This window comes from Streptomyces sp. NPDC036984 (genome assembly GCF_055607665.1).
Genome location: NZ_JBVJRL010000006.1, coordinates 69,332 through 91,201, shown reverse-complemented (window position 1 = coordinate 91,201; position 21,870 = coordinate 69,332). Strand labels below are relative to the sequence as shown.

20 protein-coding genes and 1 riboswitch are annotated in these 21,870 nt (G+C 72.2%); of the genes, 14 read left to right on the top strand and 6 right to left on the bottom strand.

The annotated features are described in order from the left end of the window. Positions 1-55 precede the first annotated feature (55 nt). Both ACZ7DL_RS13895 and ACZ7DL_RS13890 read right to left on the bottom strand, forming a co-directional pair. On the bottom strand, positions 56-742 hold the full coding sequence (locus ACZ7DL_RS13895) for a DUF5995 family protein (RefSeq protein ID WP_470774200.1): 687 nt from the start codon (positions 740-742) through the stop codon (positions 56-58). 77 nt (positions 743-819) lie between these two features. Further along, positions 820-2,271, bottom strand: coding sequence for a uracil-xanthine permease family protein (locus ACZ7DL_RS13890; RefSeq protein WP_470774198.1), 1,452 nt, complete (start codon positions 2,269-2,271; stop codon positions 820-822). Between the two features lie 214 nt (positions 2,272-2,485). On the opposite strand from ACZ7DL_RS13890, the gene ACZ7DL_RS13885 reads away from it, so the two are divergent. Next, positions 2,486-2,944 carry an acyl-CoA thioesterase gene (locus ACZ7DL_RS13885; protein ID WP_470774196.1) on the top strand — a complete coding sequence of 153 codons (459 nt, stop codon included), beginning with the start codon at positions 2,486-2,488 and terminating at the stop codon, positions 2,942-2,944. Here the strand turns inward: ACZ7DL_RS13885 and ACZ7DL_RS13880 are convergent. Further along, positions 2,904-4,118: an MFS transporter gene (locus ACZ7DL_RS13880; RefSeq protein WP_470774194.1), complete on the bottom strand. Its 1,215-nt coding sequence runs from the start codon at positions 4,116-4,118 to the stop codon at positions 2,904-2,906. The genes ACZ7DL_RS13885 and ACZ7DL_RS13880 overlap by 41 nt on opposite strands. A gap of 138 nt (positions 4,119-4,256) precedes the next feature. Between ACZ7DL_RS13880 and ACZ7DL_RS13875 the strand changes: the two genes are divergently transcribed. Continuing rightward, positions 4,257-5,516 (top strand): ROK family transcriptional regulator, encoded by a 1,260-nt coding sequence (locus tag ACZ7DL_RS13875; protein ID WP_470774193.1) that lies wholly within the window; start codon positions 4,257-4,259, stop codon positions 5,514-5,516. Positions 5,517-5,739: 223 nt separating this feature from the next. Here the strand turns inward: ACZ7DL_RS13875 and ACZ7DL_RS13870 are convergent, their stop codons facing one another. Then, positions 5,740-6,486, bottom strand: a complete 747-nt coding sequence (locus ACZ7DL_RS13870; RefSeq protein ID WP_470774191.1) for an SDR family oxidoreductase — start codon at positions 6,484-6,486, stop codon at positions 5,740-5,742. A 362-nt stretch (positions 6,487-6,848) separates the two neighbouring features. Beyond that, a riboswitch (FMN riboswitch) is annotated at positions 6,849-6,979 on the top strand. Between the two features lie 162 nt (positions 6,980-7,141). Between ACZ7DL_RS13870 and ACZ7DL_RS13865 the strand changes: the two genes are divergently transcribed. From ACZ7DL_RS13865 to ACZ7DL_RS13825, 9 genes are all read left to right on the top strand, one after another. Beyond that, the gene (locus ACZ7DL_RS13865; protein WP_470774190.1) at positions 7,142-7,747 is read left to right on the top strand and encodes a riboflavin synthase; all 606 of its coding nucleotides are present in this window, start codon (positions 7,142-7,144) and stop codon (positions 7,745-7,747) included. Then, positions 7,744-8,385: a nicotinamide mononucleotide transporter family protein gene (locus ACZ7DL_RS13860; RefSeq protein WP_470774189.1), complete on the top strand. Its 642-nt coding sequence runs from the start codon at positions 7,744-7,746 to the stop codon at positions 8,383-8,385. The genes ACZ7DL_RS13865 and ACZ7DL_RS13860 overlap by 4 nt, the downstream gene beginning before the upstream one ends. Further along, a complete protein-coding gene (locus ACZ7DL_RS13855) occupies positions 8,382-9,671 on the top strand; it encodes a bifunctional 3,4-dihydroxy-2-butanone-4-phosphate synthase/GTP cyclohydrolase II (RefSeq protein WP_470774187.1) in 1,290 nt (429 codons plus the stop codon). The genes ACZ7DL_RS13860 and ACZ7DL_RS13855 overlap by 4 nt, the downstream gene beginning before the upstream one ends. Positions 9,672-9,694: 23 nt before the next feature. Then, on the top strand, positions 9,695-10,180 hold the full coding sequence (gene ribH, locus ACZ7DL_RS13850) for a 6,7-dimethyl-8-ribityllumazine synthase (protein ID WP_351028309.1): 486 nt from the start codon (positions 9,695-9,697) through the stop codon (positions 10,178-10,180). A gap of 34 nt (positions 10,181-10,214) precedes the next feature. After that, a complete protein-coding gene (locus ACZ7DL_RS13845; RefSeq protein WP_061930286.1) occupies positions 10,215-10,487 on the top strand; it encodes a phosphoribosyl-ATP diphosphatase in 273 nt (90 codons plus the stop codon). Positions 10,488-10,538: 51 nt separating this feature from the next. Beyond that, positions 10,539-11,396 (top strand): ATP phosphoribosyltransferase, encoded by an 858-nt coding sequence (hisG, locus tag ACZ7DL_RS13840; RefSeq protein WP_470774185.1) that lies wholly within the window; start codon positions 10,539-10,541, stop codon positions 11,394-11,396. Positions 11,397-11,411: 15 nt separating this feature from the next. After that, positions 11,412-11,879 carry a PH domain-containing protein gene (locus tag ACZ7DL_RS13835; RefSeq protein ID WP_470774183.1) on the top strand — a complete coding sequence of 156 codons (468 nt, stop codon included), beginning with the start codon at positions 11,412-11,414 and terminating at the stop codon, positions 11,877-11,879. Between the two features lie 164 nt (positions 11,880-12,043). Continuing rightward, positions 12,044-13,378, top strand: coding sequence for a hemolysin family protein (locus ACZ7DL_RS13830; protein ID WP_470774181.1), 1,335 nt, complete (start codon positions 12,044-12,046; stop codon positions 13,376-13,378). Next, entirely contained in the window at positions 13,375-14,463 is a 1,089-nt protein-coding gene (locus tag ACZ7DL_RS13825; RefSeq protein ID WP_470774180.1) for a hemolysin family protein, read from the top strand. The genes ACZ7DL_RS13830 and ACZ7DL_RS13825 overlap by 4 nt, the downstream gene beginning before the upstream one ends. 88 nt (positions 14,464-14,551) lie before the next feature. Here the strand turns inward: ACZ7DL_RS13825 and ACZ7DL_RS13820 are convergent, their stop codons facing one another. Further along, on the bottom strand, positions 14,552-16,414 hold the full coding sequence (locus ACZ7DL_RS13820) for an AAA family ATPase (protein WP_470774572.1): 1,863 nt from the start codon (positions 16,412-16,414) through the stop codon (positions 14,552-14,554). Between the two features lie 429 nt (positions 16,415-16,843). Further along, a complete protein-coding gene (locus tag ACZ7DL_RS13815) occupies positions 16,844-17,464 on the bottom strand; it encodes a uridine kinase family protein (protein WP_470774570.1) in 621 nt (206 codons plus the stop codon). A gap of 259 nt (positions 17,465-17,723) precedes the next feature. On the opposite strand from ACZ7DL_RS13815, the gene ACZ7DL_RS13810 reads away from it, so the two are divergent. The 3 genes from ACZ7DL_RS13810 (at position 17,724) to ACZ7DL_RS13800 (ending at position 21,869) form a co-directional block, all read left to right on the top strand. Next, entirely contained in the window at positions 17,724-18,680 is a 957-nt protein-coding gene (locus ACZ7DL_RS13810) for a hypothetical protein (RefSeq protein ID WP_470774178.1), read from the top strand. A gap of 56 nt (positions 18,681-18,736) precedes the next feature. Beyond that, positions 18,737-20,263 carry an amino acid permease gene (locus tag ACZ7DL_RS13805; protein ID WP_470774176.1) on the top strand — a complete coding sequence of 509 codons (1,527 nt, stop codon included), beginning with the start codon at positions 18,737-18,739 and terminating at the stop codon, positions 20,261-20,263. A gap of 235 nt (positions 20,264-20,498) precedes the next feature. Next, positions 20,499-21,869 carry a peptidase C39 family protein gene (locus ACZ7DL_RS13800; protein ID WP_470774174.1) on the top strand — a complete coding sequence of 457 codons (1,371 nt, stop codon included), beginning with the start codon at positions 20,499-20,501 and terminating at the stop codon, positions 21,867-21,869. The last annotated feature ends 1 nt before the right edge of the window (position 21,870 follow it).

The window sequence follows — 21,870 nt, the reverse complement described above, 5'->3', positions numbered from 1 at the left end:
GGCGCGGGCGGCCGGCTCGGACTCCGGCCGCCCGCGCCTTTTCCAACGCCCGCCCTCAGTCGGGGAGCGGGGTCAGCAGCATCCGGCCCGCGAACCCCACCGCGGCGTCCAGCCGTTCGGTGAACTCCCCGGCGACCTCGCCGCAGTGGCGCAGCGCCCACAGGGCCCGGGCCGCGGCCCAGGTCGCGTCGCGCGCCCGCTCCAGGCTCCAGGAGCCCAGCAGATGGGTGAGCGGGTCGGCGATCTGGAGCAGGTCGGGGCCCGGCATCAGATCCTCGCGGATGCGCTCCTCCAGCGACACCAGGAGATCGCCCACGCGGTCGAACTCGTCTTCCAGATCAGCCGGTTCGCAGCCGAGCATGCGGCAGGTGTCGAGCACGGCCAGGGCCAGGTCGTGCCCGATGTGGGCGTTGATGCCCGCCAGGGCGAACTGGAGCGGCCGTACCCCGGGATGGCGGCGGAGCTGGAACAGAGGCCGCCAGCAGGCGGGCGGGCGCCGGTCCGCTGCGGCCGCGTCGACCGCCGCCAGATAGCGCTCGGCGAACCGCACGTCCAGCGCGGCCGCCGCGCGCGGGTCCGCGAACCCCCCGGCGTCCAGGCGGCGGTCGACCTCCTCGGTGACGGCGAGGTAGACGCGGTTGAACACGGCGACGCCGTCCCGTGCGGGCAGGGCCGCGTCGAGCGCGCGCATCCGCGCGACGACGGCGTCGACGGGGGCGGTGAGGTGTTCCAGCTGCACCATGAGGGGAAGGGTCCCAGCCCGGGGCCGGCCGGCGCGCCGACCGGCCCGGTGCTTCGCCGGAACGGGGGAACGCCGGACTACGACGTGGCGCGCGGCGTCTTCGTGTCCGTCTCCGCGCCTGCCTCCGCGCCTGCCTCCGTGCCCGTCTCCGTGCCCGTCTCCGGGTCGTAGGAGGACGTGCCCTCGTCCAGCAGCGGCTCCTGCTGCTTCAGGTGGGCCGGGGCGAAGGCGCGCAGCGCGTGGTAGCCGGTGATGACGACCAGGGTGCCGAGGGCGATGCCGCTGAGCGAGAAGGTGTCGGTGAACTTCATGGTGACGTTGCCGACGCCGATGATGATGCCCGCGGCGGCCGGCACCAGGTTCAGCGGGTTGCGCAGGTCCACCTTGGCGTTGAGCCAGATCTGGGCGCCGAGCAGGCCGATCATGCCGTACAGGATGACCGTGATGCCGCCGAGCACCCCGCCCGGGATCGCGGCCACGATCGCGCCGAACTTCGGGCAGACACCGAAGAACAGCGCGAAGCCGGCGGCGGCCCAGTAGGCGGCGGTCGAGTACACCCGGGTCGCGGCCATCACGCCGATGTTCTCCGAGTAGGTGGTGTTCGGCGGGCCGCCGACGGCCGTCGAGAGCATGGAGGCGACGCCGTCCGCCGAGATCGCCGTGCCGAGCTTGTCGTCCAGCGGGTCGCCGGTCATCTCGCCGACCGCCTTGACGTGGCCCGCGTTCTCGGCGACCAGGGCGATGACCACCGGGAGCGCGACCAGGACCGCCGACCACTGGAAGGACGGCCCGTGGAGGGAGGGCAGGCCGATCCAGTCGGCCTGGGAGACGCCGGAGAGGTCCAGCCGCCAGTGGTCGGTGAGCTTGCCGCTCGCGTCCACCGAGTGGATCTTCCCGAAGATCCGGTCGAACGCCCAGGAGATGCCGTACCCGAAGACCAGGCCCAGGAAGATCGCGATGCGGGACCAGAAGCCACGCAGACAGACCACCGCCAGACCGGTGAAGAGCATCACCAGCAGGGCCGTCCACTGGTCCTGCGGCCAGTAGGTGGAGGCGGTCACCGGGGCCAGGTTGAAGCCGATCAGCATGACGACCGCGCCGGTGACGATCGGCGGCATGGCGGCGTGGATGATCCGCGCGCCGAAGCGCTGCACGGCGAGCCCCACCAGGAACAGCGCGGCACCGACCACGAGGACGGCGCCGGTCACGGTCGCGCTCGTACCGCCCTGGGCGCGGATGACGGCGGCCACACCCACGAACGACAGGGAACAGCCGAGGTAGCTGGGCACCCGGCCCCGGGTGGCGAGCAGGAAGATCACGGTCGCCACGCCCGACATCATGATCGCCAGGTTCGGGTCCAGGCCCATCAGCACCGGGGCTACGAAGGAGGCGCCGAACATCGCGACCACGTGCTGGGCTCCCAGGCCCACGGTACGGGGCCAGGAGAGCCGTTCGTCGGGGCGTACCACCGCTCCGGGCGCGGGCGTGCGCCCGTCACCGTGCAGCTTCCAGCGCACGCCGAGGTCCATGGTGGGGTTTCGCTTTCTTACGTACGTGAAGACGGTCCGCACCATTGTCAGGGGTATCCGGCCGCTCGACGCTCGCGTGGTCCCGCCCGTGAATGCGATTCATGTACATGACCTGCGGTGATCCGTGATCGGGGTGACGGGCCTCCCGGGCAGGGGTTCTGAGCGGTCGCTTAGTATGGAAACGTCCCAGCAGCGATGTTCAGGAGCCCGACCCGTGACCGCCCACGCCCCGATCGCGCCCGCCGTCGCCTACGGCCGGCTGATCCCCGTCACCGTCCACTTCGACGACCTCGACGCGCTCGGGCTGCTGCACAACGCCCGCTACCCGCTGATGGTCGAGCGTGCCTGGACCGAGCTGTGGAACGGGTACGGGGTCCGCTTCGACGGCGACTGGGCGGCGGCCGGCGACGCGTGCAACGCGGTCCGTGAACTGCGCATCGGCTACGAGGCGCCGGTCACCCGCCCCGGCCTCTACGCCGTCCACCTCTGGCTGGAACGGCTCGGCACCACCGGCGCCACCTACGGCTTCCGGTTCTGCTCGGCCGACGGCGCCGAGACCTACGCCCAGGGCACCCGGGTGCTGGTCCGGCTGGACCCGGCGACCATGCGCCCTGCGCCCTGGAGCGAGACCTTCAGGACCGCGGGTCGGGAACTGCTGCGGCCTGCCGGCTGACCTCCCGCCGACTGCCGCGCTCGGCGGTGCGCAGCACGCCCGCGAACACCGTGAGCCCGCACGCCAGCGCCGTCACCACGCAGAAGGACACCGTCAGGCTGGTCGCCTGGGCCACCCCGCCGATCAGGCTCGGCGCGATCAGCCCCGAGGTGTAGGTGATGGTCGCGACACCCGCTATGGCCTGGCTCGGGTTGGGGCCGGCGTGCCCGGCCGCCGCGAAGCACAGCGGTACGACCACCGCGATGCCGAGCCCCATCAGCGCGAACCCGGCCATCGCCACCGCCGGATGCCCGGCGAAGACGATCAGCAGCCCGCCCAGCACGGCCAGCACGCCGCCGGCCCGCACGGTGCGGACCGCACCGAAACGGTTCACCACCGCGTCCCCGGCGATCCGGGCCACGGCCATGGTCAGCATGAAACCGGTCGTGGAGGCCGCCGCCAGCCCGGCCGAACTGTCCAGCCGGTCCCGCAGGAACACCGCCGACCAGTCCAGGCTCGCGCCCTCCGCGAACACCGCGCAGAAGCCGACCGCGCCGATGAGCAGCGCCGAGCGCGGCGGCAGCGCGAACCGCGGGGGCGGCTCCTCGTCCTCGGCGGGCTGGAGGTCCAGCACCCAGCCGCAGGCCACGAACCCGAGCACGGTGAGCACGGCCGAGGCGAGGGCGAAGTGCACCCGCGCGTCCGAGCCGAGATGCGCGGCGAGCGTGCCGGCAGCCGAGCCGATCAGGGCGCCCGCGCTCCACATGCCGTGCAGCCCCGACATGACCGACTTCTCCAGCAGCCGCTCGACCTCGACACCGAGCGCGTTCATCGCGACGTCGGCCATGCCCGCGGTCGCGCCGTAGGTGAACATCGCCAGGCACAGGGTGACCAGGTTCGGCGCGAGGGACGGCAGCACCAGCGACAGCGTCCACAGCGCCAGCAGGCCGCGCAGCGCCGTACGGCTGCCGTAGCGGTGGCTGATCCGGCCCGCGAGCGGCATCGCGCACGAGGCGCCGAACGCCGTGAAGGCCAGCGCGAAACCCAGCCGGCCCGCGCCGAGCGAGGTGTGCTCCTGGACCCACGGCACGCGCGTCGCGAACGAACCGGTCACGGCCCCGTGCACGGCGAACACGGCCGCCACGGCGTACCGGGCGCGCCTGACCTCGTCGCGCGCATGACTCGTGTCCCTCATGTCCTGCCCCTCCCCGGGAGGTTCCCCGCCCGCTCCGCTGCAACGCGCCGTAAACTATCAGGGACCCTGCCTGATAGATAGCGGAGTACGCGTCACATCTGGCCGGGCGGTCCCCGCCGATCTGGGAGGATTCCCGTCATGCCCGCATCACCCAGCACCGCCCGGGCCATCAACGACCGGCTGGCCCTGCGGCTGCTTCAGCAGGAAGGCCCGCTCACCGCAGGGCAGTTGAAGCAGCTGACCGGACTGTCCCGGCCGACGGTCGCCGACCTGGTCGACCGGCTCACGGTCTCCGGGCTGATCACGGTGGTCGGCGAGTCCGGCGAACAGCGGCGCGGCCCCAACGCCCGGCTCTACGGCATCGTGGCCGACCGCGCCCACCTCGCCGCGCTCGACGTCCGTACCGAGGGCGTCCTCGTCCTGGTCTCCGACCTGGTGGGCCGGGTGCTCGCCGAGGCGTCCGTGCCGATCGACGAGCGCACCGGGACCGGGCCCGCGGTGGAGCAGGCGGTGGCCGCGGTGGAGAAGACCGCGAAGGAGGCCGGCGCGATGGGGGCGCCCCCGCGCGAGGGCGACCGGGTGTGGGGGAGGCTGCACACCGTCGGCATCGGCGCGCCGGGCCTGATCGACCCGGCCACCGGCGACCTCCGTGACTCGGCGGGGCTGCCCGCCTGGCACCGCAGCCTGGCCGCCGCACTTCAGGAACGCCTGCCCGGCGCCCGGGTCACCGTCGAGAACGAGACCAATCTGGCCGCGCTGGCCGAACAGCGCGAGGGGGTCGCCCAGGACCGGGACACCTTCGTCCTGCTCTGGCTCGGTCACGGCGTCGGCGCCGCGGTCGTCCTGGACGGCACCCTCCGCCGCGGCGCCTCCGGCGGCACGGGCGAGATCGGTTTCCTGCCGGTCCCCGGAACCGGCGCGCTGCCCTCGGCGACCGACTGCGGCGGGGGATTCCACGCGCTGGCCGGGGCGGCCGCGATCGCGTCCCTGGCGGCGGAGTGCGGACTGCCGGAGCCGCAGACGGTGGACGGGGCGGGGATGGCGGCGGTGGTGCGGGGCGCCGCGGCCGAGGCGGAGCGGGGGCCGGCCGGGAGCGCCGGGCCGGCGACGGCTTCGCCCGCCCACCGCTTCCTCGGCACCCTGGCCGACCGCATCGCCGTCGGCGCCGCGTCCGTCGTGGCCGTCCTGGACCCGGGCTGCGTGGTGCTCGGCGGGGAGATCGGCCAGGCCGGGGGAACGGTGCTCGCCGGGCTGGTGGCGGAGCGGCTGCGCCGTATCTCGCCCCTGGCCACCGAGGTACGGGCGAGCGGCCTGGGTGGTACGGCCGTGCTGCGCGGGGCGCTGCTCACCGCCCGGGAACGCGCGCAGGACGAGCTGTTCGCCCCGCCGGAGCGCTAGGGGGTTTCGTTTGGATCAGGTCGGATCAGGCCGCGGCGCATGGTGCGGTGCATCGCAAGGCGGAGGATCACCCGCGTACTGGGCGTACTCGGGTGGTCCGACAACGCGGCGAGGTGCCGTGCCGGGCGTCGCGGACCCGGGCTGATCCAAACGAAGCCCCCTAGGGCCCCGCGTGCCGCCGGCGCAGACTGGGAGCTGACCGGGCGTAGGGGCCTCGTGCGGCTCAGCCCCGTCCGAACCGCCGCGCCAGGTGCTCCTCGAAGGTCAGCTTGCCCACCGCCCGGTCCGGCACCAGGTGGCCGCCCGCGCGGAAGGCGCGGTACGACTTCCCGAACAGAGGCACCCGCACCACCGGGCGCCCCCGGCCGGTCGCCCGCAGATAGGCGCGGGCCAGCGAGTCGAGCGTACGGACCTCGGGGCCGCCTAGGTCCGGCACCCGCCCGGCCGGTGCCGCGAGCGCCAGCTCCGCCAGCCGTTCGGCCACCTCGGCGACCTCGACCGGCTGGTCCGGCACGCCCGCCGGGACCGCCAGCACCGGCGGCTTGCCCAGGGCCTGGAAGAGCGTGACCAGCAGATCGTGGAACTGCGTCGTACGCAGCACGGTCCAGCCGAGCCCCGACTCCTCGATCATCCGCTCCACCGCGAACTTGGTCCGGTAGTAGCCGAACGGCACCCGGTCGACACCGACGATGGAGATGTACACGAGATGGCCCACCCCGGCCCGCCGCGCGGCCGCGATCAGATTCCGGGCCGCCTGCTCGTCCCCGCCCCGGGGCGAGCTCGCGCAGTGCACGACCGTCGCCGCACCGGCCACGGCCGCGTCCAGGCCGTCCCCGCCCGCGCGCAGGTCGACGGCGTACGGCTGGGTGTGCCTGCTGAGCACCCGGACCTCGTGCCCGTCCGCCCGCAGCCGCTCGGTGACGAGCCGGCCGAGCGTTCCGGTTCCGCCGGTCACCAGGATCGTGGTCATGCTGTTCTCCGTCTCTCGGGTTCCGGGGCACCCCCTCTGGAGTGCCCCGCACCGAGTGAGACCGGACGGCACCCGGGAAATGTGACATCCCCCGCGGACTCTTCTTGTGGCGGCTCCCGCGCCCCCTGGCGGCCCGGCGGCGGGCAAGGGCCGTCGTCACCGCCGCCGGGCCCGTCCGCACCCTAAAAGGACTAGACCAGTACGGTCAATAGGTCCGGACCAAGGTCAACCCGCGCCCCAGGCCGCCCAGTTGACCAGGGCGGCTGCGGGCGCGATACCCGCGGCACGTGCTGTGAGCGAACCCACACCCGTCACCTGTCTGGGCGAGCACCGGCCGTGGCACACTGGCCCTGTACCAGAAGCAGCGCACTCCGGGGTCGGTGAAAGTCCGAACCGGCGGTTACAGTCCGCGACCCGGTCGCTTCCAGCGGCCGGTTGACCAGGTGAAATTCCTGGACCGACGGTTAAAGTCCGGATGGGAGGCAGTGCGCGGCGGGCGGGCATGCGTATCCGTGTGCGCGCCGCCGTATCTGGACGTGTCCGTGTGCGGACGCGTCCGTTCCGGCGACGCCCCCGGTGTGTGCTCATCCGTACATTCTGTCGTCATCGACAGGCCCCGGAGTCCGTGCCCCAATGAGGCAGGAGGACCCGGGAAGTGTTCACCGGAATCGTCGAAGAGCTGGGTGAGGTCACCGCCGTCGAGAACCTCGGCGACGCCTCTCGCTTCCGGCTCCGCGGCCCCGTCGTGACCGAGGGCGCGCAGCACGGCGACTCCATCGCCGTGAACGGGGTCTGTCTGACCGTCGTCGAGCACGAGGGCGACGAGTTCACCGCAGACGTCATGGCCGAGACCCTGAAGCGCTCCAGCCTGGGCGCGCTCACCGTCGGCTCCCGGGTCAACCTCGAACGCCCCACGGCCGTCGGCGCCCGCCTCGGCGGACACATCGTGCAGGGGCACGTGGACGGCACCGGCGAGATCCTGGAGCGCACGCCCTCCGACAACTGGGAGATCGTCAAGATCTCGCTGCCGGCCGACCTTTCCCGGTATGTCGTGGAGAAGGGCTCCATCACCGTCGACGGCATCAGCCTCACGGTCGTGGAGGCCGGCCCGGACCACTTCACCGTCAGCCTCATCCCGACGACCCTCGACCTGACCACGCTCGGCCACAAGCAGCCCGGCGACCCGGTCAACCTCGAAGTGGACGTCATCGCCAAGTACGTGGAGCGGCTGCTCGCGGCCGGACAGGGGGCCGGCCGGTGAGCTGGTTGAACTCCGAGGCCTTCACCGCCTTCGGCCAGCACATCATCTGGTCGGACATGGTCGGCAACATCCTCGGCCTCATCGCCCTCGCCCTCGGCTGGCGCCGCTCCCTGTGGACCTGGCCCGTCCAGTTCCTGTCCGGCCTCGTCCTGTTCGCCGCCTTCTACGGCCACCTGACCGGCAGCGCCGGCAAGCAGGCCGTCGTCATGGCCGTCGCGCTCTACGGCTGGTGGCAGTGGCAGCGCACCAAGGGCCGCGCCGAGGACGGCCACATCGCCCCCCGGTTCGCCACCTGGCCCGAGCGCGCGGCGATGCTCGCGGCGGCCGCCGCCGGCACGGTCGCGGTGGCCCTGCTCTTCACGGCCTACCCGAGCCTGTCCTGGGACCCCTGGCCCGACGCCTACATCTTCGTCGGCACCATCGTCGCGATGTACGCCCAGGCCAAGGGCATGGTCGAGTTCTGGTTCGCCTGGCTGCTCGTCGACCTCGTCGGCGTCCCCCTCAACTTCGCCAACGGCTACGCCTTCTCCGGCTTCGTCTACGTCATCTACGGCGCACTGGTCCTGTGGGGCATGCGCGACTGGTGGCTGCGCTCCCGCAAGGACCCGCGGCCCGCACTGGAAGGAGTGCCGGCATGACCTCGGCACCGCTGCTGTACGGCACCGACGACATCGAGGACTTCCGGCTCGACCCGGTCGAGCAGGCCATCGCCGACATCGCGGCCGGCCGCCCGGTGGTCGTCGTGGACGACGAGGACCGGGAGAACGAGGGCGACCTCGTCATCGCCGCCGAGAAGGCGACCCCCGAGATCGTCGCCTTCATGATGAGCGAGTGCCGCGGCCTGATCTGCGCCCCCATGGAGGGCGAGGAACTCGACCGGCTGCGGCTGCCGCAGATGGTCGAGGACAACACCGAGTCGATGAAGACCGCGTTCACGGTCTCCGTGGACGCCTCGGCCGCGCACGGGGTGAGCACCGGCATCTCGGCCGCCGACCGCGCCACCACGCTCCGGCTGCTGGCGGGCGGCGCGGCCGAGCCCACCGACCTGGTGCGACCCGGCCATGTGTTCCCGCTGCGCGCCAAGCCCGGCGGCGTCCTGGTCCGCAACGGCCACACCGAGGCCGCCGTCGACCTCGCCCGGCTCGCAGGGCTCCGCCCGGCCGGCGCCATCGTGGAGATCGCAGGCGAGGACGGCCGGATGCTCCGGCTGCCCGAGCTGATCCCGTTCGCCCGCAAGCACGGCCTGACGATCATCTCCATCGAGGACCTGATCGCCTACCGCCGCAGCAGCGAGCCCACCGTCCGCCGCGAGGCCGAGACCCGCCTGCCCACGCGGCACGGCACCTTCACCGCCTACGGCTACCGGTCCACCGTCGACGGCGTCGAGCACATCGCGCTCGTCCACGGCGAGATCGGCGACGGCGAGGACGTCCTGGTCCGGATGCACTCCGAGTGCCTCACCGGCGACGTCTTCGGCTCCCAGCGCTGCGACTGCGGCCCCCAGCTGGACGCCGCCCTGGAGCGCATCCAGGCCGAGGGCCGGGGAGTCGTCGTCTACCTGCGCGGACACGAGGGACGCGGCATCGGACTGCTGTCCAAGCTGCGCGCCTACGAGCTCCAGGAGCAGGGCCACGACACCCTGGACGCCAACCTGGAACTCGGCCTGCCCGCCGACGCCCGCGACTACGGCGCCGGCGCGCAGATCCTCGCCGACCTCGGTGTGCGCGGCGTCCGGCTGATGACCAACAACCCCGACAAGACCGACGCGCTGCTGCGCCACGGCCTGCGGGTGGCCGGCCGCGAGCCCATGCCCGTCCAGGCCGGCGAGCACAACCTCCGCTACCTGCGCACCAAGCGGGACCGGATGGGGCACGACCTGCCCTGGCTCGACGCGCCCGCCGTGTCGGCCTGTGGCAACCAGTAAGCAGAACAGCACTTAGGAGAGACGTGAGCGGCAAGGGTGCACCGGAGCTGTCCGTACGCAACGCGAGCGACCTCAGGGTCGCCGTCATCGCGGCGCAGTGGCACGAGAAGGTGATGGACGGACTGGTGAACGGCGCCCTGCGCGCCCTGCACGACCTGGGCATCGACGAGCCGACCCTGATCCGGGTCCCGGGCAGCTTCGAGCTCCCGGTCGCCGCCAAGGTCCTCGCGGGCCGCGGCTACGACGCCGTGGTCGCCCTCGGCGTCGTCATCCGGGGCGGCACCCCCCACTTCGACTACGTGTGCCAGGGCGTCACCCAGGGCCTCACCCAGGTCTCCATCGAGACCGGCGTCCCCGTCGGCTTCGGCGTGCTCACCTGCGACACCGAGGAGCAGGCCCTGGACCGGGCCGGCCTGGAGGGCTCCAACGAGGACAAGGGCCACGAGGCGGTCACGGCCGCGGTGGCGACGGCGGCCACGCTGCGCTCAGTATCCGAACCCTGGCACTAGGCAAGCCGCCGCAACGGCTAGGGTGGGGCTCACCATGTCCAAGAAGACGTTCGAGGAGCTCTTCACCGAGCTCCAGCACAAGGCCGCCCACGGCGATCCCGCCACCTCCCGTACCGCAGAGCTGGTCGGCAAGGGCGTCCATGCCATCGGCAAGAAGGTCGTCGAGGAGGCCGCCGAGGTCTGGATGGCCGCCGAGTACGAGGGCAGGGAAGCGGCCGCCGAGGAGATCTCGCAGCTGCTGTACCACGTCCAGGTGATGATGGTCGCCCGCGGGATCTCCCTGGACGACGTCTACGCCCACCTGTAAGCCCGATCCCGCCCACCACCCCGTAGAGAACGAGCAAAGGAAGCCGACCTCATGCTGCGCATCGCCGTCCCCAACAAGGGTTCACTGTCCGGCCCTGCGGCGGAGATGCTGCATGAGGCCGGCTACCTGCAGCGTCGCGAGTCCAAAGAGCTGCGCATCGTCGACCCGGAGAACGAGGTCGAGTTCTTCTACCTCCGCCCCCGCGACATCGCGATCTACGTCTCCTCCGGCCGCCTCGACATCGGCATCACCGGACGTGACCTGCTGATCGACTCCGGTGCCGAGGCCGAGGAGATCCTGCCGCTGGGCTTCGCCCGCTCCACCTTCCGCTTCGCCGCCAAGCCCGGCACGGCGCACGGCGTCGAGGACCTCAAGGGCCGGACGGTCGCCACGTCGTACGAGGGGATCGTCGCCCGGCACCTCGCCGACAGCGGCGTCGACGCCTCCGTCGTCCACCTGGACGGCGCCGTGGAGACCGCGATCGAGCTGGGCGTCGCCGAGGTCATCGCGGACGTCGTGGAGACCGGCACCAGCCTGCGCAACGCGGGCCTGGAGGTCTTCGGCGAGCCGATCATGAAGTCCGAGGCCATCGTCGTCCGGCGCACCGGCGCCGACGCCGACGAGGATGCTGAGCCGAAGGTCCAGCAGTTCCTGCGCCGCCTCCAGGGCGTCCTGGTCGCCCGGACCTACGTGATGATGGACTACGACTGCCGGGTCGAGCAGCTGGAGAAGGCCGTCGCGCTCACCCCCGGCCTGGAGTCCCCGACCGTCTCCCCGCTGCACAACGAGGGCTGGGTCGCGGTCCGTGCCATGGTCCCCGCCAAGGAGGCCCAGCGGATCATGGACGACCTCTACGGGATCGGCGCCCGCGCCATCCTGACCACGGCCATCCACGCCTGCCGCCTCTGAGGGGTACGCCGACCGATGTCCGACCCGACCCCCCTTCCCGACCTCCCCGTCACCTTCCGGCCGGGCCACACCCGGGCCATCCTGCTCACCGCCGGTGTCGTGATCTTCGTGGTGATCTCCGGGATCGCGATGCTGCTGGACCTCGGCCCGGGGGAGCGGCTCAGCTTCGTCCTCACCGGGGCGCTCAGCTTCTGGTTCCTGGCCCGGCTGGCCCGGGTGAAGGTGGTCGCCGACGACTCCGGCGTCACGGTGGTCAACATCGCCGGCAAGCGGCACCTCGCCTGGGCGGAGATCGTCCAGGTGAACCTCCGGCCGGGCGACCCCTGGGTGTTCCTCAACCTCAGCGACGGCACCAGCCTGCCCGCGCTCGGCATCCAGCCGGGCATCGCCAAGCAGCGGGCCATCGCCGACGCCAGGGCCCTGCGCGCGCTCGCCGAGGCCCACTCGGAGCCGTCCGCCCTGCCGCACGAGCCCAGATCTTGATTAATCTGGTGGGCGGAGGGCGTTTCGCTGCGCCTCCGCCCCTGCGTGCCGCCCGGTGCACAGGGGTTCCTGCTACCCGAGGAGTGACTCCCCCCGGCGATGGACGGATCGTCCTGTAGTACCCGCGCCACCCCTGCCCGACAGCACGGGAAGGCGGTGGCAGCGTGACCATCCCCCTGCTGCTCCTCGGAGCGGCGTTCCTGCTGATTCTCGCCAACGGCTTCTTCGTCGCGGCAGAGTTCGGCCTGGTGACGGTAGAGCGCCCGGACGCCGAGAAGGCCGCCGCCGACGGCGACGCCCGCGCCCGTACGGTCGTGGAGTCGCTGAAGGAGCTGTCCTTCCAGCTCTCCGGCACCCAGCTCGGCATCACCATCACCTCCCTGGTCGTCGGCATGCTCGCCGAGCCGGCCCTGGCCGCGCTGCTGCACGGCCCGTTCGCCGCGCTCGGCGTCCCCGAGGGCGCCGCCTCCGGCGTCGCCGTGGTCGTCGGCATGCTGCTGGCCTCCGCGGTCCAGATGGTGATCGGTGAACTCGTGCCCAAGAACTGGGCGGTGTCCCGGCCGCTGCACGTCGCGCGCTTCGTCGCCGGCCCCCAGCACCACTTCTCCCGCCTGTTCCGCCCGGTGATCTCCGCGCTGAACACGGTCGCCAACCGGCTCGTCCGCGCGCTCGGCGTCGAGCCCGCCGAGGAACTGGCCTCCGCCCGCACCCCGGGCGAGCTGGTCTCCCTGGCCCGGCACTCCGCGCGGGCCGGCGCCCTGGAGCAGGACACGGCCGACCTGTTCGTGCGCACCCTGTCCCTGGGCGAGCTGACCGCACAGCACGTCATGACCCCCCGCGTGAAGGTGAGCGCCCTCCAGGACTCGGCCACCGCCGAGGACGTGGTCAACCTCACCCGGGCCACGGGCCTGTCCCGCTTCCCCGTCTACCGGGAGAAGATCGACGAGATCGTCGGCATGGCCCACCTCAAGGACGCGCTGGCCGTCCCGGTCCACGACCGGCTGCGCACCCCGGTCGGCCGCATCGCCCGCAAGGCGCTCCTCGTTCCCGAGACCCTGCCCGTCCAGCCCCTGCTCGCCCGGCTGCGCAGCGAGCAGCCCATCGCGGTCGTCGTCGACGAGTACGGCGGCACGGCCGGCGTGGTCACCCTGGAGGACATCGTCGAGGAACTGGTCGGAGAGGTCCGCGACGAGCACGACGCCAAGGACACGCCCGAGCTGGCCCCCGCCCCGCCGGAGGACGGCAGGCCCGCCTGGGACGTGGACGGCAGCTGCCGCGTCGACATCCTCCAGCGCATAGGCCTCGACGTGCCCGAGGGACCGTACGAGACCGTCGCGGGCCTGGTCGCCGATCTGCTCGGCCGGATCCCCGCCCCCGGCGACCGGACCGAACTGCCCGGCTGGCGGCTCTCGGTCCGCCAGGTCGGCCACTACCGCGCCGAACGGGTCCGCCTGGTCAGGACGGCCCCGGCGGCGGGTGTCGTGGAGGCCACCCGATGAGCGCCCTCCAACTGGTCTTCGCCGCGCTGCTCGTGCTCGCCAACGGCTTCTTCGTCGGCGCCGAGTTCGCCCTCGTCTCCGTCCGCCGAAGCCAGATCGAACCGCTCGGCACGGCCCGCGCCCGCCAGGTGCTGTACGGCCTGGAGCGCCTGCCGCAGATGATGGCCGCCGCCCAGTTCGGCATCACCGTCTGCTCCCTGACGCTCGGCGCGGTCGCCGAGCCGACGGTGGCGCAGCTGCTGGAACCGGTCTTCGAGTGGATCCACCTCCCGCACGGCATGATCCACCCCCTCGGGTACGTCATCGCCCTGGCCGCAGTGGTCTTCTTCCACCTGGTCATCGGCGAGATGGTCCCGAAGAACCTCGCCATGGCGGCGCCCGAGAAGGCGGCACTCTGGCTCAGCCCCGGCCTGGTCTACTTCGCCCGCCTGTGCAGGCCGATCACGGTGTCCCTCGGCGCCTGCGCCCAGGGCATCCTGCGGCTGTTCCGGGTCGAGCCGAAGGACGAGGTGGAGGCGGTCGTCACCACCGAGCAGCTCAACCGTCTGCTGGAGGACTCCGGTCAGGCGGGCCTGCTCGATCCCGAGGAGCGGGAGCGGCTGGAGGACGCCCTGGAGCTGGGCTCCCGCCCGGTGACGGACGTCCTGCTGCGCCGGGAGTCCCTGGTCACGGTGGCCCCGTCGGTCACCCCGGGGGAGATCGTCGAGCTGACGGCCCGCACGGGCTACTCCCGCTTCCCGGTCGCGGCGACCGAGAAGGGCCCCTTCATGGGGTACGTGCACGTGAAGGACGTCCTCGACCTGGAGGACTCCGACCGGGCCGTCCCACAGCACGTCTGGCGCCCGATGGCCACGCTCCGCTCCGAGCTGCCGCTCGACGACGCGCTCACGGTGATGCGCCGGGCGGCCACGCATCTGGCCCAGGTGGCGGACGCGGGCGGCAGGGTGCTGGGGCTGGTGGCCCTGGAGGACGTACTGGAGCTGCTGGTGGGCGAGGTCCGGGATCCGGCGCACCGGGAAACGGCCGACGTGAGGCTCACGGAACCGAGGGCCAGTGGGGAGCCGGAGGGAGTGCTGGCCACGTAGACCGTTGTCGCCCGCGGGTGCGCGGGGGCTGGTCGCGCCCGCGTGGCGGAGCCGCACTCGGCACAGCCCCCGCGCCCCGTCGGGCGCTCTACATACCCGACGGATCCTGCGGCCCGCGCCCCGACAGCACCTCGCCGTACGCCTGCATCAGGTCAGGCAGCCGGAGCGTCGCCAGGTCCTCCCGGGACAAGGCTCCCGGGTACGTCGACAACCGCAGATCCCGGTACGCGCAGCTCTTCTCGTACAGCGTCCGCAAGAACCGCCCGTTGCCCAGTTCGTCGATCCACCCCTGATCGACCACATGCCCGGCGATGGAACGCAGCTCCTCCAGCGCCTCCCCGTCCCACAGATCCCCGTTCTCCGCCGCGAGCACCTTGCCGATCTCGGTGAGCTCCAGCGGCCGGTAGGAGGGGAAGTCCACGCGGGTCGTGAAGCGGGAGGAGAGGCCGGGGTTGGCGGCGAGCAGGCGGTCCATGCCCTCCGGATAGCCGGCCAGGATCACCACCAGGTGGTCCCGGTTGTCCTCGGCCCGCTTCAGCAGCACCTGGAGCGCCTCGTCCCCGTACGCGTCGCCCTTGCCGTATCCGGAGTTGGACAGCGAGTACGCCTCGTCCACGAACAGCACCCCGCCGATCGCGGAGTCGATCAGCTCGTTGGCCTTCACGGCCGTCTGCCCCAGATACTCGCCGACCAGGTCGGCCCGCTGGGCCTCCACGAGGTGGTCGCCGCCGAGCAGGCCGAGGGCGTAGAACACCCGGCCCAGGATGCGCGCGACCGTGGTCTTGCCGGTCCCGGACGGGCCGGAGAAGACGAAGTGCCGCTTGGGCGGCTGCACCGGCAGCCCCTGCCCGGCCCGCAGCCGGGCCATGTTCAGCTGTGCCGACAACGCCTTGACCTGGCGCTTCACCGGTTCGAGCCCCACCATGCGCTCCAACTCGGCGAGCGCCTCCTCGAGTAACGCGGGGTCGGTCGGCCCGGCCGGGACCGGTGAGGCGGAGACACCGGTCTTCAGCCGTACCGAGGGATCGGCCGCCGACGGCAGCGGCCCGGTCGGCAGGTCCGGTTCCGGCAGCCGCAGGTCCCGGCCCTCGGTGCCGAACAGCGGATCGAACCCGTCGGGCCCGTCCATCGTGTCCTGCCCCATGCCGGTCAGCGTGATCGCGGCGAGGTCGGCCGTGTCGTCGTACCCGTCGCCCGCGGCGATCGCGGCGAGCCGGGCGGAGGTGTCCATGAAGGCCGGGTCGGCCCGGTGCACGGCCCGGTACAGGGGGAGCGCGGCGGCGCTGCGGCCGGTGCCCTCGTGGGCCCGGGCCAGCCAGTAGCGCAGCTCCTTGCGCTGCGGCTGCTCGCTGCGGCACCGCATCAGCGCCGCCGACAGCAGCGGCTCGGCCTGTCCGTACATCTCCAGCCGGACCCGGGCCATGCCGCCGAACAGGCCGGCCTCGATGCCGAGCATGGGATCGTCCAGCAGCGGGTCGGTGTGCCGCACCAGCTGCTCCCAGTCCTTGACCAGATAGGCGCGGCACGCGTGCAGGAAGCGGACCTGCGGATCGGTGTCGACGGGCGGCAGCCCGGCGAGGGCGCGGTCCAGCTCGGGCACATGCCGGCCGTCCAGCCAGTGCGAGGCGTGCGCGAGCAGCAGATCACGCGGGCTCTCCAGCACCGGCTGCACCCACCAGCCCAGCCAGTACCAGGAGTTGAGGGCACGGCGGTGCCGGGCGCGCTGGTCGCCGAAGCGGTCACGGTGCCGGAACATCCGCAGCAGCGCGGTCGTCGTGTCGATCCGGAGCGCGTGCAGCCCGAGCCAGGCGTCCGCCATGCCCGGGTCCATCCGCACCGCGGCGCGGAACTCCTCCTCCGCCTGCGGATAGGCACCCATCGTGTAGGCGTCCACACCCCGCAGCCAGGCGAGGTCGGCCGGGGCCTCGGGGCCCTGCGTGCCGAAGTCCATCACGTCCCCCCACAGACCGTGCCCCCGTGGTTCACCACCGGGCAGTCGCCCGACGGCCGCCGCGGTCGAACCGCTGTGCCGCGGACCGGAGTTGCCGGTGCGCGAGGCAGCAGCTCGAGGTCGCACCGAGGGCATCGTACCCGCGCCACCGCCGCCCGCCGAAGGGTGCCGCACAGGGCGTTCGGCGAGGTGGGAGCAGACGGGGCGCACGGCTTCTCGTGACCGAGGGTGAGAGAGCGGGTGCGCGGGGCGCCGGGAGAACGGGCCGCGGACAGAACGAAGCCCCCGGTCACGGGGGAACAACCGGGGGCTTCGCGTCGGTGGGGCGGCTCCGAAAGCCGCACATTGAGAACGTAAGTCCTGTACCGCCCCCGGGTCAAGCGGAGTTGAGGCACTCGGAGAACTTGGCTCGCAAGAGTCTTCACAGCTTCACCACATCGCGGACGGCCCATCACTGTGCGTCATATTCTGCGTCACACCGGAGGCCGGGCCGGGTCCCGGCAGCACCTCGTACCCCTCCGGCCCCTGCAGCACCAGGAGATCGGCGTGGGGGCGTGAGGGATCGGCGGCGAAGTGCGCCTGCTCCGCCGCGACCCAGCCGTCCCAGAACTCCCGTTGCTCCGCCCCGTCCCGCAGCCGGCCGCGTGCCCAGGACTCCTCGCGGGGCAGTTCCATCCACAGCAGCCGGGCCAGATACGGCCGCAGCGCCCGGCGGCCGGCGCCGACACCCTCGATCAGGACGACGGGCGCGGGCGGCAGCGGACGCGGGGCGCCGAAGGTGCGGGCCCGCCAGTCGTAGGGGGTGTAGTGCGCGCTCTCGCCGCGCGCCAGCGGTTCGATCACCTGGGCCATGAGCCGGCCGGTCCATGCGAAGAGCTGCTCGTGGCTGGCGAGGTCGTCGAGATGGAGCACCGGCGCCCCGCCCAGCGCCCCGGCGAGCCGCCCGGCGAAGGTGGACTTGCCGGAGCCGGCATGTCCGTCGACGCCGATCAGCCGGACCGGTCCCAGCGAAGGGGGCAGCCCGCGCAGCCGGGCGGCGAGGTCGTGAATGACGATTCCCGAGGTGTGGTGCGGTGTAAGGGTTTTCTGCGGGACAGTGTAGTGGCGGCCGATCGAGGCCGGACCGACGGGATCCATCGGACGGGAAAGTCGCGCCTTGAACCATCGGCTGGCAGCCAGTCAATGGTGTGAATAAACATTCCGAATCCCCTGACCGATATGTCGAATTCGGCGTTCCGGGTGTGGCTCCTGCTGAGTAAGGTGCCTCCTGCGCAACCGCGATGCGTCGAACGGGGATGACAGGGGGAGCATGGCCGCGGACTTATTCGAAGGGCACTATGTATGGCATCCGGCGGCCGACGACCGCGTCCTGGCGAGCGTATGCGTCGATGTGCGGGCCGGGCGATATCGATACGCGTACGAGGCGCTGGCCGAGACCCGCTCCGACTTCGCCCTGCGCGCCCACCGCTCGCTGGTACTCGCCTCCGAGGCGGCCGGCACCGACCTCGTGGAACGCTGGCTGGCCGAGGAGCCGACGCCCGAGGCCGCGCTGATGTATGCCCGGGTCGCGGTGCAGCGCGCCCTGCGGGCCGCCGACGCGCGCGACGACCGCGCCGAGGCGCTGGAGCGGATCGCGCTGACGGCCTGCGACCGGGCCGCCGAAGCGGCTCCCGCGGACCCCACCCCCTGGGTGGCCAGGCTCGCCATGGCCCGGCTGCACCGGCTGCGCGACCCGGCCCCGCAGGGCCTGCTCACCGCCCCGCCCGGCCCCTGGCGGCTGTTCGCGCACATCCTGTCCCTGGACCCCTGGCACCGCGAGGCCCACCACCGCTTCCTGTCCTTCTTCTTCACGCGCCACGGCGGCTCGGTCAACGCGGCCTGGGACGTGGCCGCCTTCCTCAGCCAGCGGGCGCCCGTCGACTCCGCCCTCCGGCTGCTGCCCCTGGTGGCCCTGGTGGAGAGCTACAACCCCACCCAGCTGCTCGCCGACCGGGTCTGGGAACAGCCCCAGTGGCGCTCCACCGCGCTGGCGATCTATCACAACTGGCTGCCCACCGTGGCCGGTTACCGCTTCACCCCGGTCCTGGACCTCGCCTACCTCGCGCACGCGCTGGTCATGGCCCAGCGCGAGTTCGAGGCCCGGGCGGTGTTCGCGGCGCTGGGCCCGTACGCGTCGCGCATGCCCTGGAGCGCCTTCGGCGACCCCGCAGAGCAGCTCACCCGGGCCCGGCGCGTCTGCGGGCTGCCCGTCCCGGGACCCGCCTGACCCCGCTCGTCCCCCCTTCCCCCCATCGAGAGAAAGGCCGATCTGTGCCGGAACGGATGTCGACTTCCCGGGCGCGGGCCCGTGCGGCGGACGCCGTCGTGCTCGACGACGACGCGACCCTGCACGCGATGGGTTATCCGCGGAAGCTCACCCGGCGCTTCCAGGCGTTCGACAATTTCGCCATCTCCTTCACCATCATCAATGTCCTCTCGGGTATTTTCTCGTCCTTCGGATTCGGTATGAACGCGGGCGGCCCCCGCATTCTCGTGTTCGGCTGGATCGGTGTCTCCGTCATGGTGCTGCTCATCGGCGCGGCCATGGCGGAAGTCGCCTCCGCCTATCCGACGAGCGGTGCCCTGTATTTCTCGGCGGGCAAACTCGCCAAGCGGCACAAGGGCGCCTGGTCCTGGTTCACGGGCTGGCTGAATTTCGTGGGCCAGATCGGCGGCACGGCTGCCACCGGCTACGCGGCCGCCACGTTCATCCAGGTCTTCGTACAGCTGCAGTGGTCCTCCTACCGGCCGACCGCGCACCAGACCGTCTTGATCACGACCCTGATCATCGTCCTCCAGGGACTCGCCAACACCTACACCGTCCAGCTCGTCGCCGTACTGAACCGTATTTCCGTGTGGTGGCTGCTGATCGGACTCGTCGTGATCGTGGGCGCACTCATAGTGATGCCCGACCAGCATCAGCCGGCGTCCTTCGTCACACATTTCGAAAACAACACCGGCTTCACGAGCGGACTTTACGGCGGCATGCTCGGCCTGCTGGTCACGAGCTGGACCTTCACCGGGTTCGACGGCAGCTTCCACATGTCCGAGGAAACGGTCCGCGCGACGGTCAGCGCCCCGAAGGGGATCACCCGTGCCATCGGCTATTCGGCGCTCACCGGCCTCATCCTGATGCTGGCACTGGTCTGGAGCATCGGCGACTACGGGAAGGTGGCCGGCGCGGCCGCGCCGCCCGTCCAGATCCTCATCGACGGCCTCGGCCTGGGCACCGCCAAGCTGATGCTGCTCATCGTCATCGGCGCGATGCTCTTCTGCGGCCTCGCCAACCTCACCAGCAACACCCGGCAGATCTTCGCCTTCTCCCGGGACGGCGCCATGCCCGGCTCCCGCTGGTGGCACTCGGTATCCCTGCGCACCCGTACGCCGGTGAAGGCGGTCTGGCTCGCGGTCGCCTGCTCGCTGGCCCTGGTGGTGCCGGGCTGGTGGTCGCACACGGCGTTCACCGCCATCGTCAGCGTCAACGTGGTCGGCCTCTTCCTCGCCTACGCCGTACCGATCTTCCTGCGGCTGCGGCTCGGCGACGCGTTCCAGCCCGGCCCCTGGCATCTGGGCCGCTGGGGCAGGCCGGTCGGCTGGCTCGCGGTGACCTGGATCGTGCTCAGCAGCGTCCTGTTCATGCTGCCGCAGGCCTCGCCGATCACCGTCGACTCCTTCAACTACGCGCCGATCGCGCTCGCCGTCGTCCTGCTGGTCGCCACGGTGTGGTGGTTCGCCACGGCCCGCCGCCGCTTCCAGGGCCCGGTGAGCTACGGCCGCCCCGACGAGGTCGCGGCGATGGACCTGGTCTGAGCGAGCCGGCGCCACGGGCCAGGGTCCGGATCGGGCGGGTGCGCGGGAGCCGGTCGCGCCCACGCGGCGGAGCCGCACAGCGGCAGAGCCCCGCACCCCGGGGTCGCTCTTCCAGCGGTCCAGACCAATATTGGTTCCCGCGGCACACGCCGAAGTGCTGGCAGGGCCCTGCCAGCTGCTCCATAGTTGGCGCACCGGACCAGCCCGACTCGGACACCTGGGGGTCATCGCGCCCATGAGCAGAGCCCAACAGCCGTCCCGCAGAACCGTCCTGGCCGTCGCCGTCGCCGCCGCGGTGACCGGCACGGCGGCGCCCACGGCCGCCGCGGCGCCGGGAACCGCCGCCGGCACCGGCGATCCCGGCCAGGTGCAGGCCCGCCCGATCGATTACCACGCCTGGACCACGTACCGCGACTGGCGCCGCGGCGCCGCCCTGGGCGCCCGGCCCGTCTCCGGCCGGCGCCCCGGTGTCGTGATCGGCGCCCCCGCCGGCCGCAGCGACTACACCGATCCGCACACCGGCACCACCGCCACTTGGGAGTACGCCACCTGGACCTCCCCGGTGCACCGGCTCACCGTGCCCGCGACCGAGGTCGTCGCCTCCTGGAACGCGCACACCCCCGACGGCACCTGGCTCCAGGTCGAGCTGCGGGGCACGTACCACGACGGCACCGACACGCCCTGGTACGTGATGGGCCGCTGGGCGGCGGGCGACCAGGACATCAAGCGGACCTCGGTGGACGACCAGACCGACGGCAGGAGCACCGTCTGGACCGACACGTTCGCGATCGACGACGCGAGCACCGGCCTGCGCCTGACGTCGTACCGGCTGCGCCTCACCCTCTACCGCCGGCCCGGCACGCACCTCACGCCGACCGTCTGGCGGCTCGGCGCGATGGGCTCCGACATCCCCGACCGCTTCACCGTCCCGGCCTCCACCCCCGGCCTCGCCCAGGAGCTGGCCGTGCCCCGCTACTCGCAGGAGATCCACAAGGGTCAGTATCCGGAGTACGACAACGGCGGCGAGGCCTGGTGCAGCCCCACCTCCTCGCAGATGATCATCGAGTACTGGGGCGGCCGGCTCACCCCCGAGCAGCTGTCCTGGGTCGACCCGTCCTACGCCGATCCGCAGGTCGACCACGCGGCCCGGTTCACCTACGACCACCAGTACCAGGGCTGCGGCAACTGGCCCTTCAACGCGGCCTACGCGGCCACCTTCGCGGGCCTCCAGGGCGTGGTCACCCGGCTCGCCTCCCTCACCGACCTGGAGACGCTGATCGCGGCCGGCATCCCGGCCATAACGTCCCAGTCCTTCCTCAAGACCGAGCTGACCGGCGCGGGGTACGGCACCTCCGGGCACCTGATGACGGTGATCGGTTTCACGGCGGACGGCGACGTGATCGCGAACGACCCGGCCTCGCCCGACGACCCGGCGGTACGGCGGGTCTATCTGCGCCGGGAGTTCGAGAACATCTGGCTCAGGACCAAGCGGTACAACGCCTCCGGCAAGGTCGTCTCCGGCACCGGAGGGGTCTGCTACCTCTACTTCCCGGCCCACCCGACGCCGCAGCAGTGCAAGGCGCTCGCCGCGGTGGGCGTGCACTGAG

Excerpts from the sequence above, each read along its gene's own strand:
- ACZ7DL_RS13895 (WP_470774200.1), bottom strand. The coding sequence starts at position 742 with ATGGTGCAGCTGGAACACCTCACCGCCCCCGTCGACGCCGTCGTCGCG.
- ACZ7DL_RS13890 (WP_470774198.1), bottom strand. The coding sequence starts at position 2,271 with ATGGACCTCGGCGTGCGCTGGAAGCTGCACGGTGACGGGCGCACGCCC.
- ACZ7DL_RS13880 (WP_470774194.1), bottom strand. The coding sequence starts at position 4,118 with ATGAGGGACACGAGTCATGCGCGCGACGAGGTCAGGCGCGCCCGGTAC.
- ACZ7DL_RS13875 (WP_470774193.1), top strand. The coding sequence starts at position 4,257 with ATGCCCGCATCACCCAGCACCGCCCGGGCCATCAACGACCGGCTGGCC.
- ACZ7DL_RS13870 (WP_470774191.1), bottom strand. The coding sequence starts at position 6,486 with ATGACCACGATCCTGGTGACCGGCGGAACCGGAACGCTCGGCCGGCTC.
- ACZ7DL_RS13855 (WP_470774187.1), top strand. The coding sequence starts at position 8,382 with ATGACCTCGGCACCGCTGCTGTACGGCACCGACGACATCGAGGACTTC.
- ACZ7DL_RS13845 (WP_061930286.1), top strand. The coding sequence starts at position 10,215 with ATGTCCAAGAAGACGTTCGAGGAGCTCTTCACCGAGCTCCAGCACAAG.
- hisG (WP_470774185.1), top strand. The coding sequence starts at position 10,539 with ATGCTGCGCATCGCCGTCCCCAACAAGGGTTCACTGTCCGGCCCTGCG.
- ACZ7DL_RS13835 (WP_470774183.1), top strand. The coding sequence starts at position 11,412 with ATGTCCGACCCGACCCCCCTTCCCGACCTCCCCGTCACCTTCCGGCCG.
- ACZ7DL_RS13825 (WP_470774180.1), top strand. The coding sequence starts at position 13,375 with ATGAGCGCCCTCCAACTGGTCTTCGCCGCGCTGCTCGTGCTCGCCAAC.
- ACZ7DL_RS13820 (WP_470774572.1), bottom strand. The coding sequence starts at position 16,414 with ATGGACTTCGGCACGCAGGGCCCCGAGGCCCCGGCCGACCTCGCCTGG.
- ACZ7DL_RS13810 (WP_470774178.1), top strand. The coding sequence starts at position 17,724 with ATGGCCGCGGACTTATTCGAAGGGCACTATGTATGGCATCCGGCGGCC.
- ACZ7DL_RS13805 (WP_470774176.1), top strand. The coding sequence starts at position 18,737 with ATGTCGACTTCCCGGGCGCGGGCCCGTGCGGCGGACGCCGTCGTGCTC.
- ACZ7DL_RS13800 (WP_470774174.1), top strand. The coding sequence starts at position 20,499 with ATGAGCAGAGCCCAACAGCCGTCCCGCAGAACCGTCCTGGCCGTCGCC.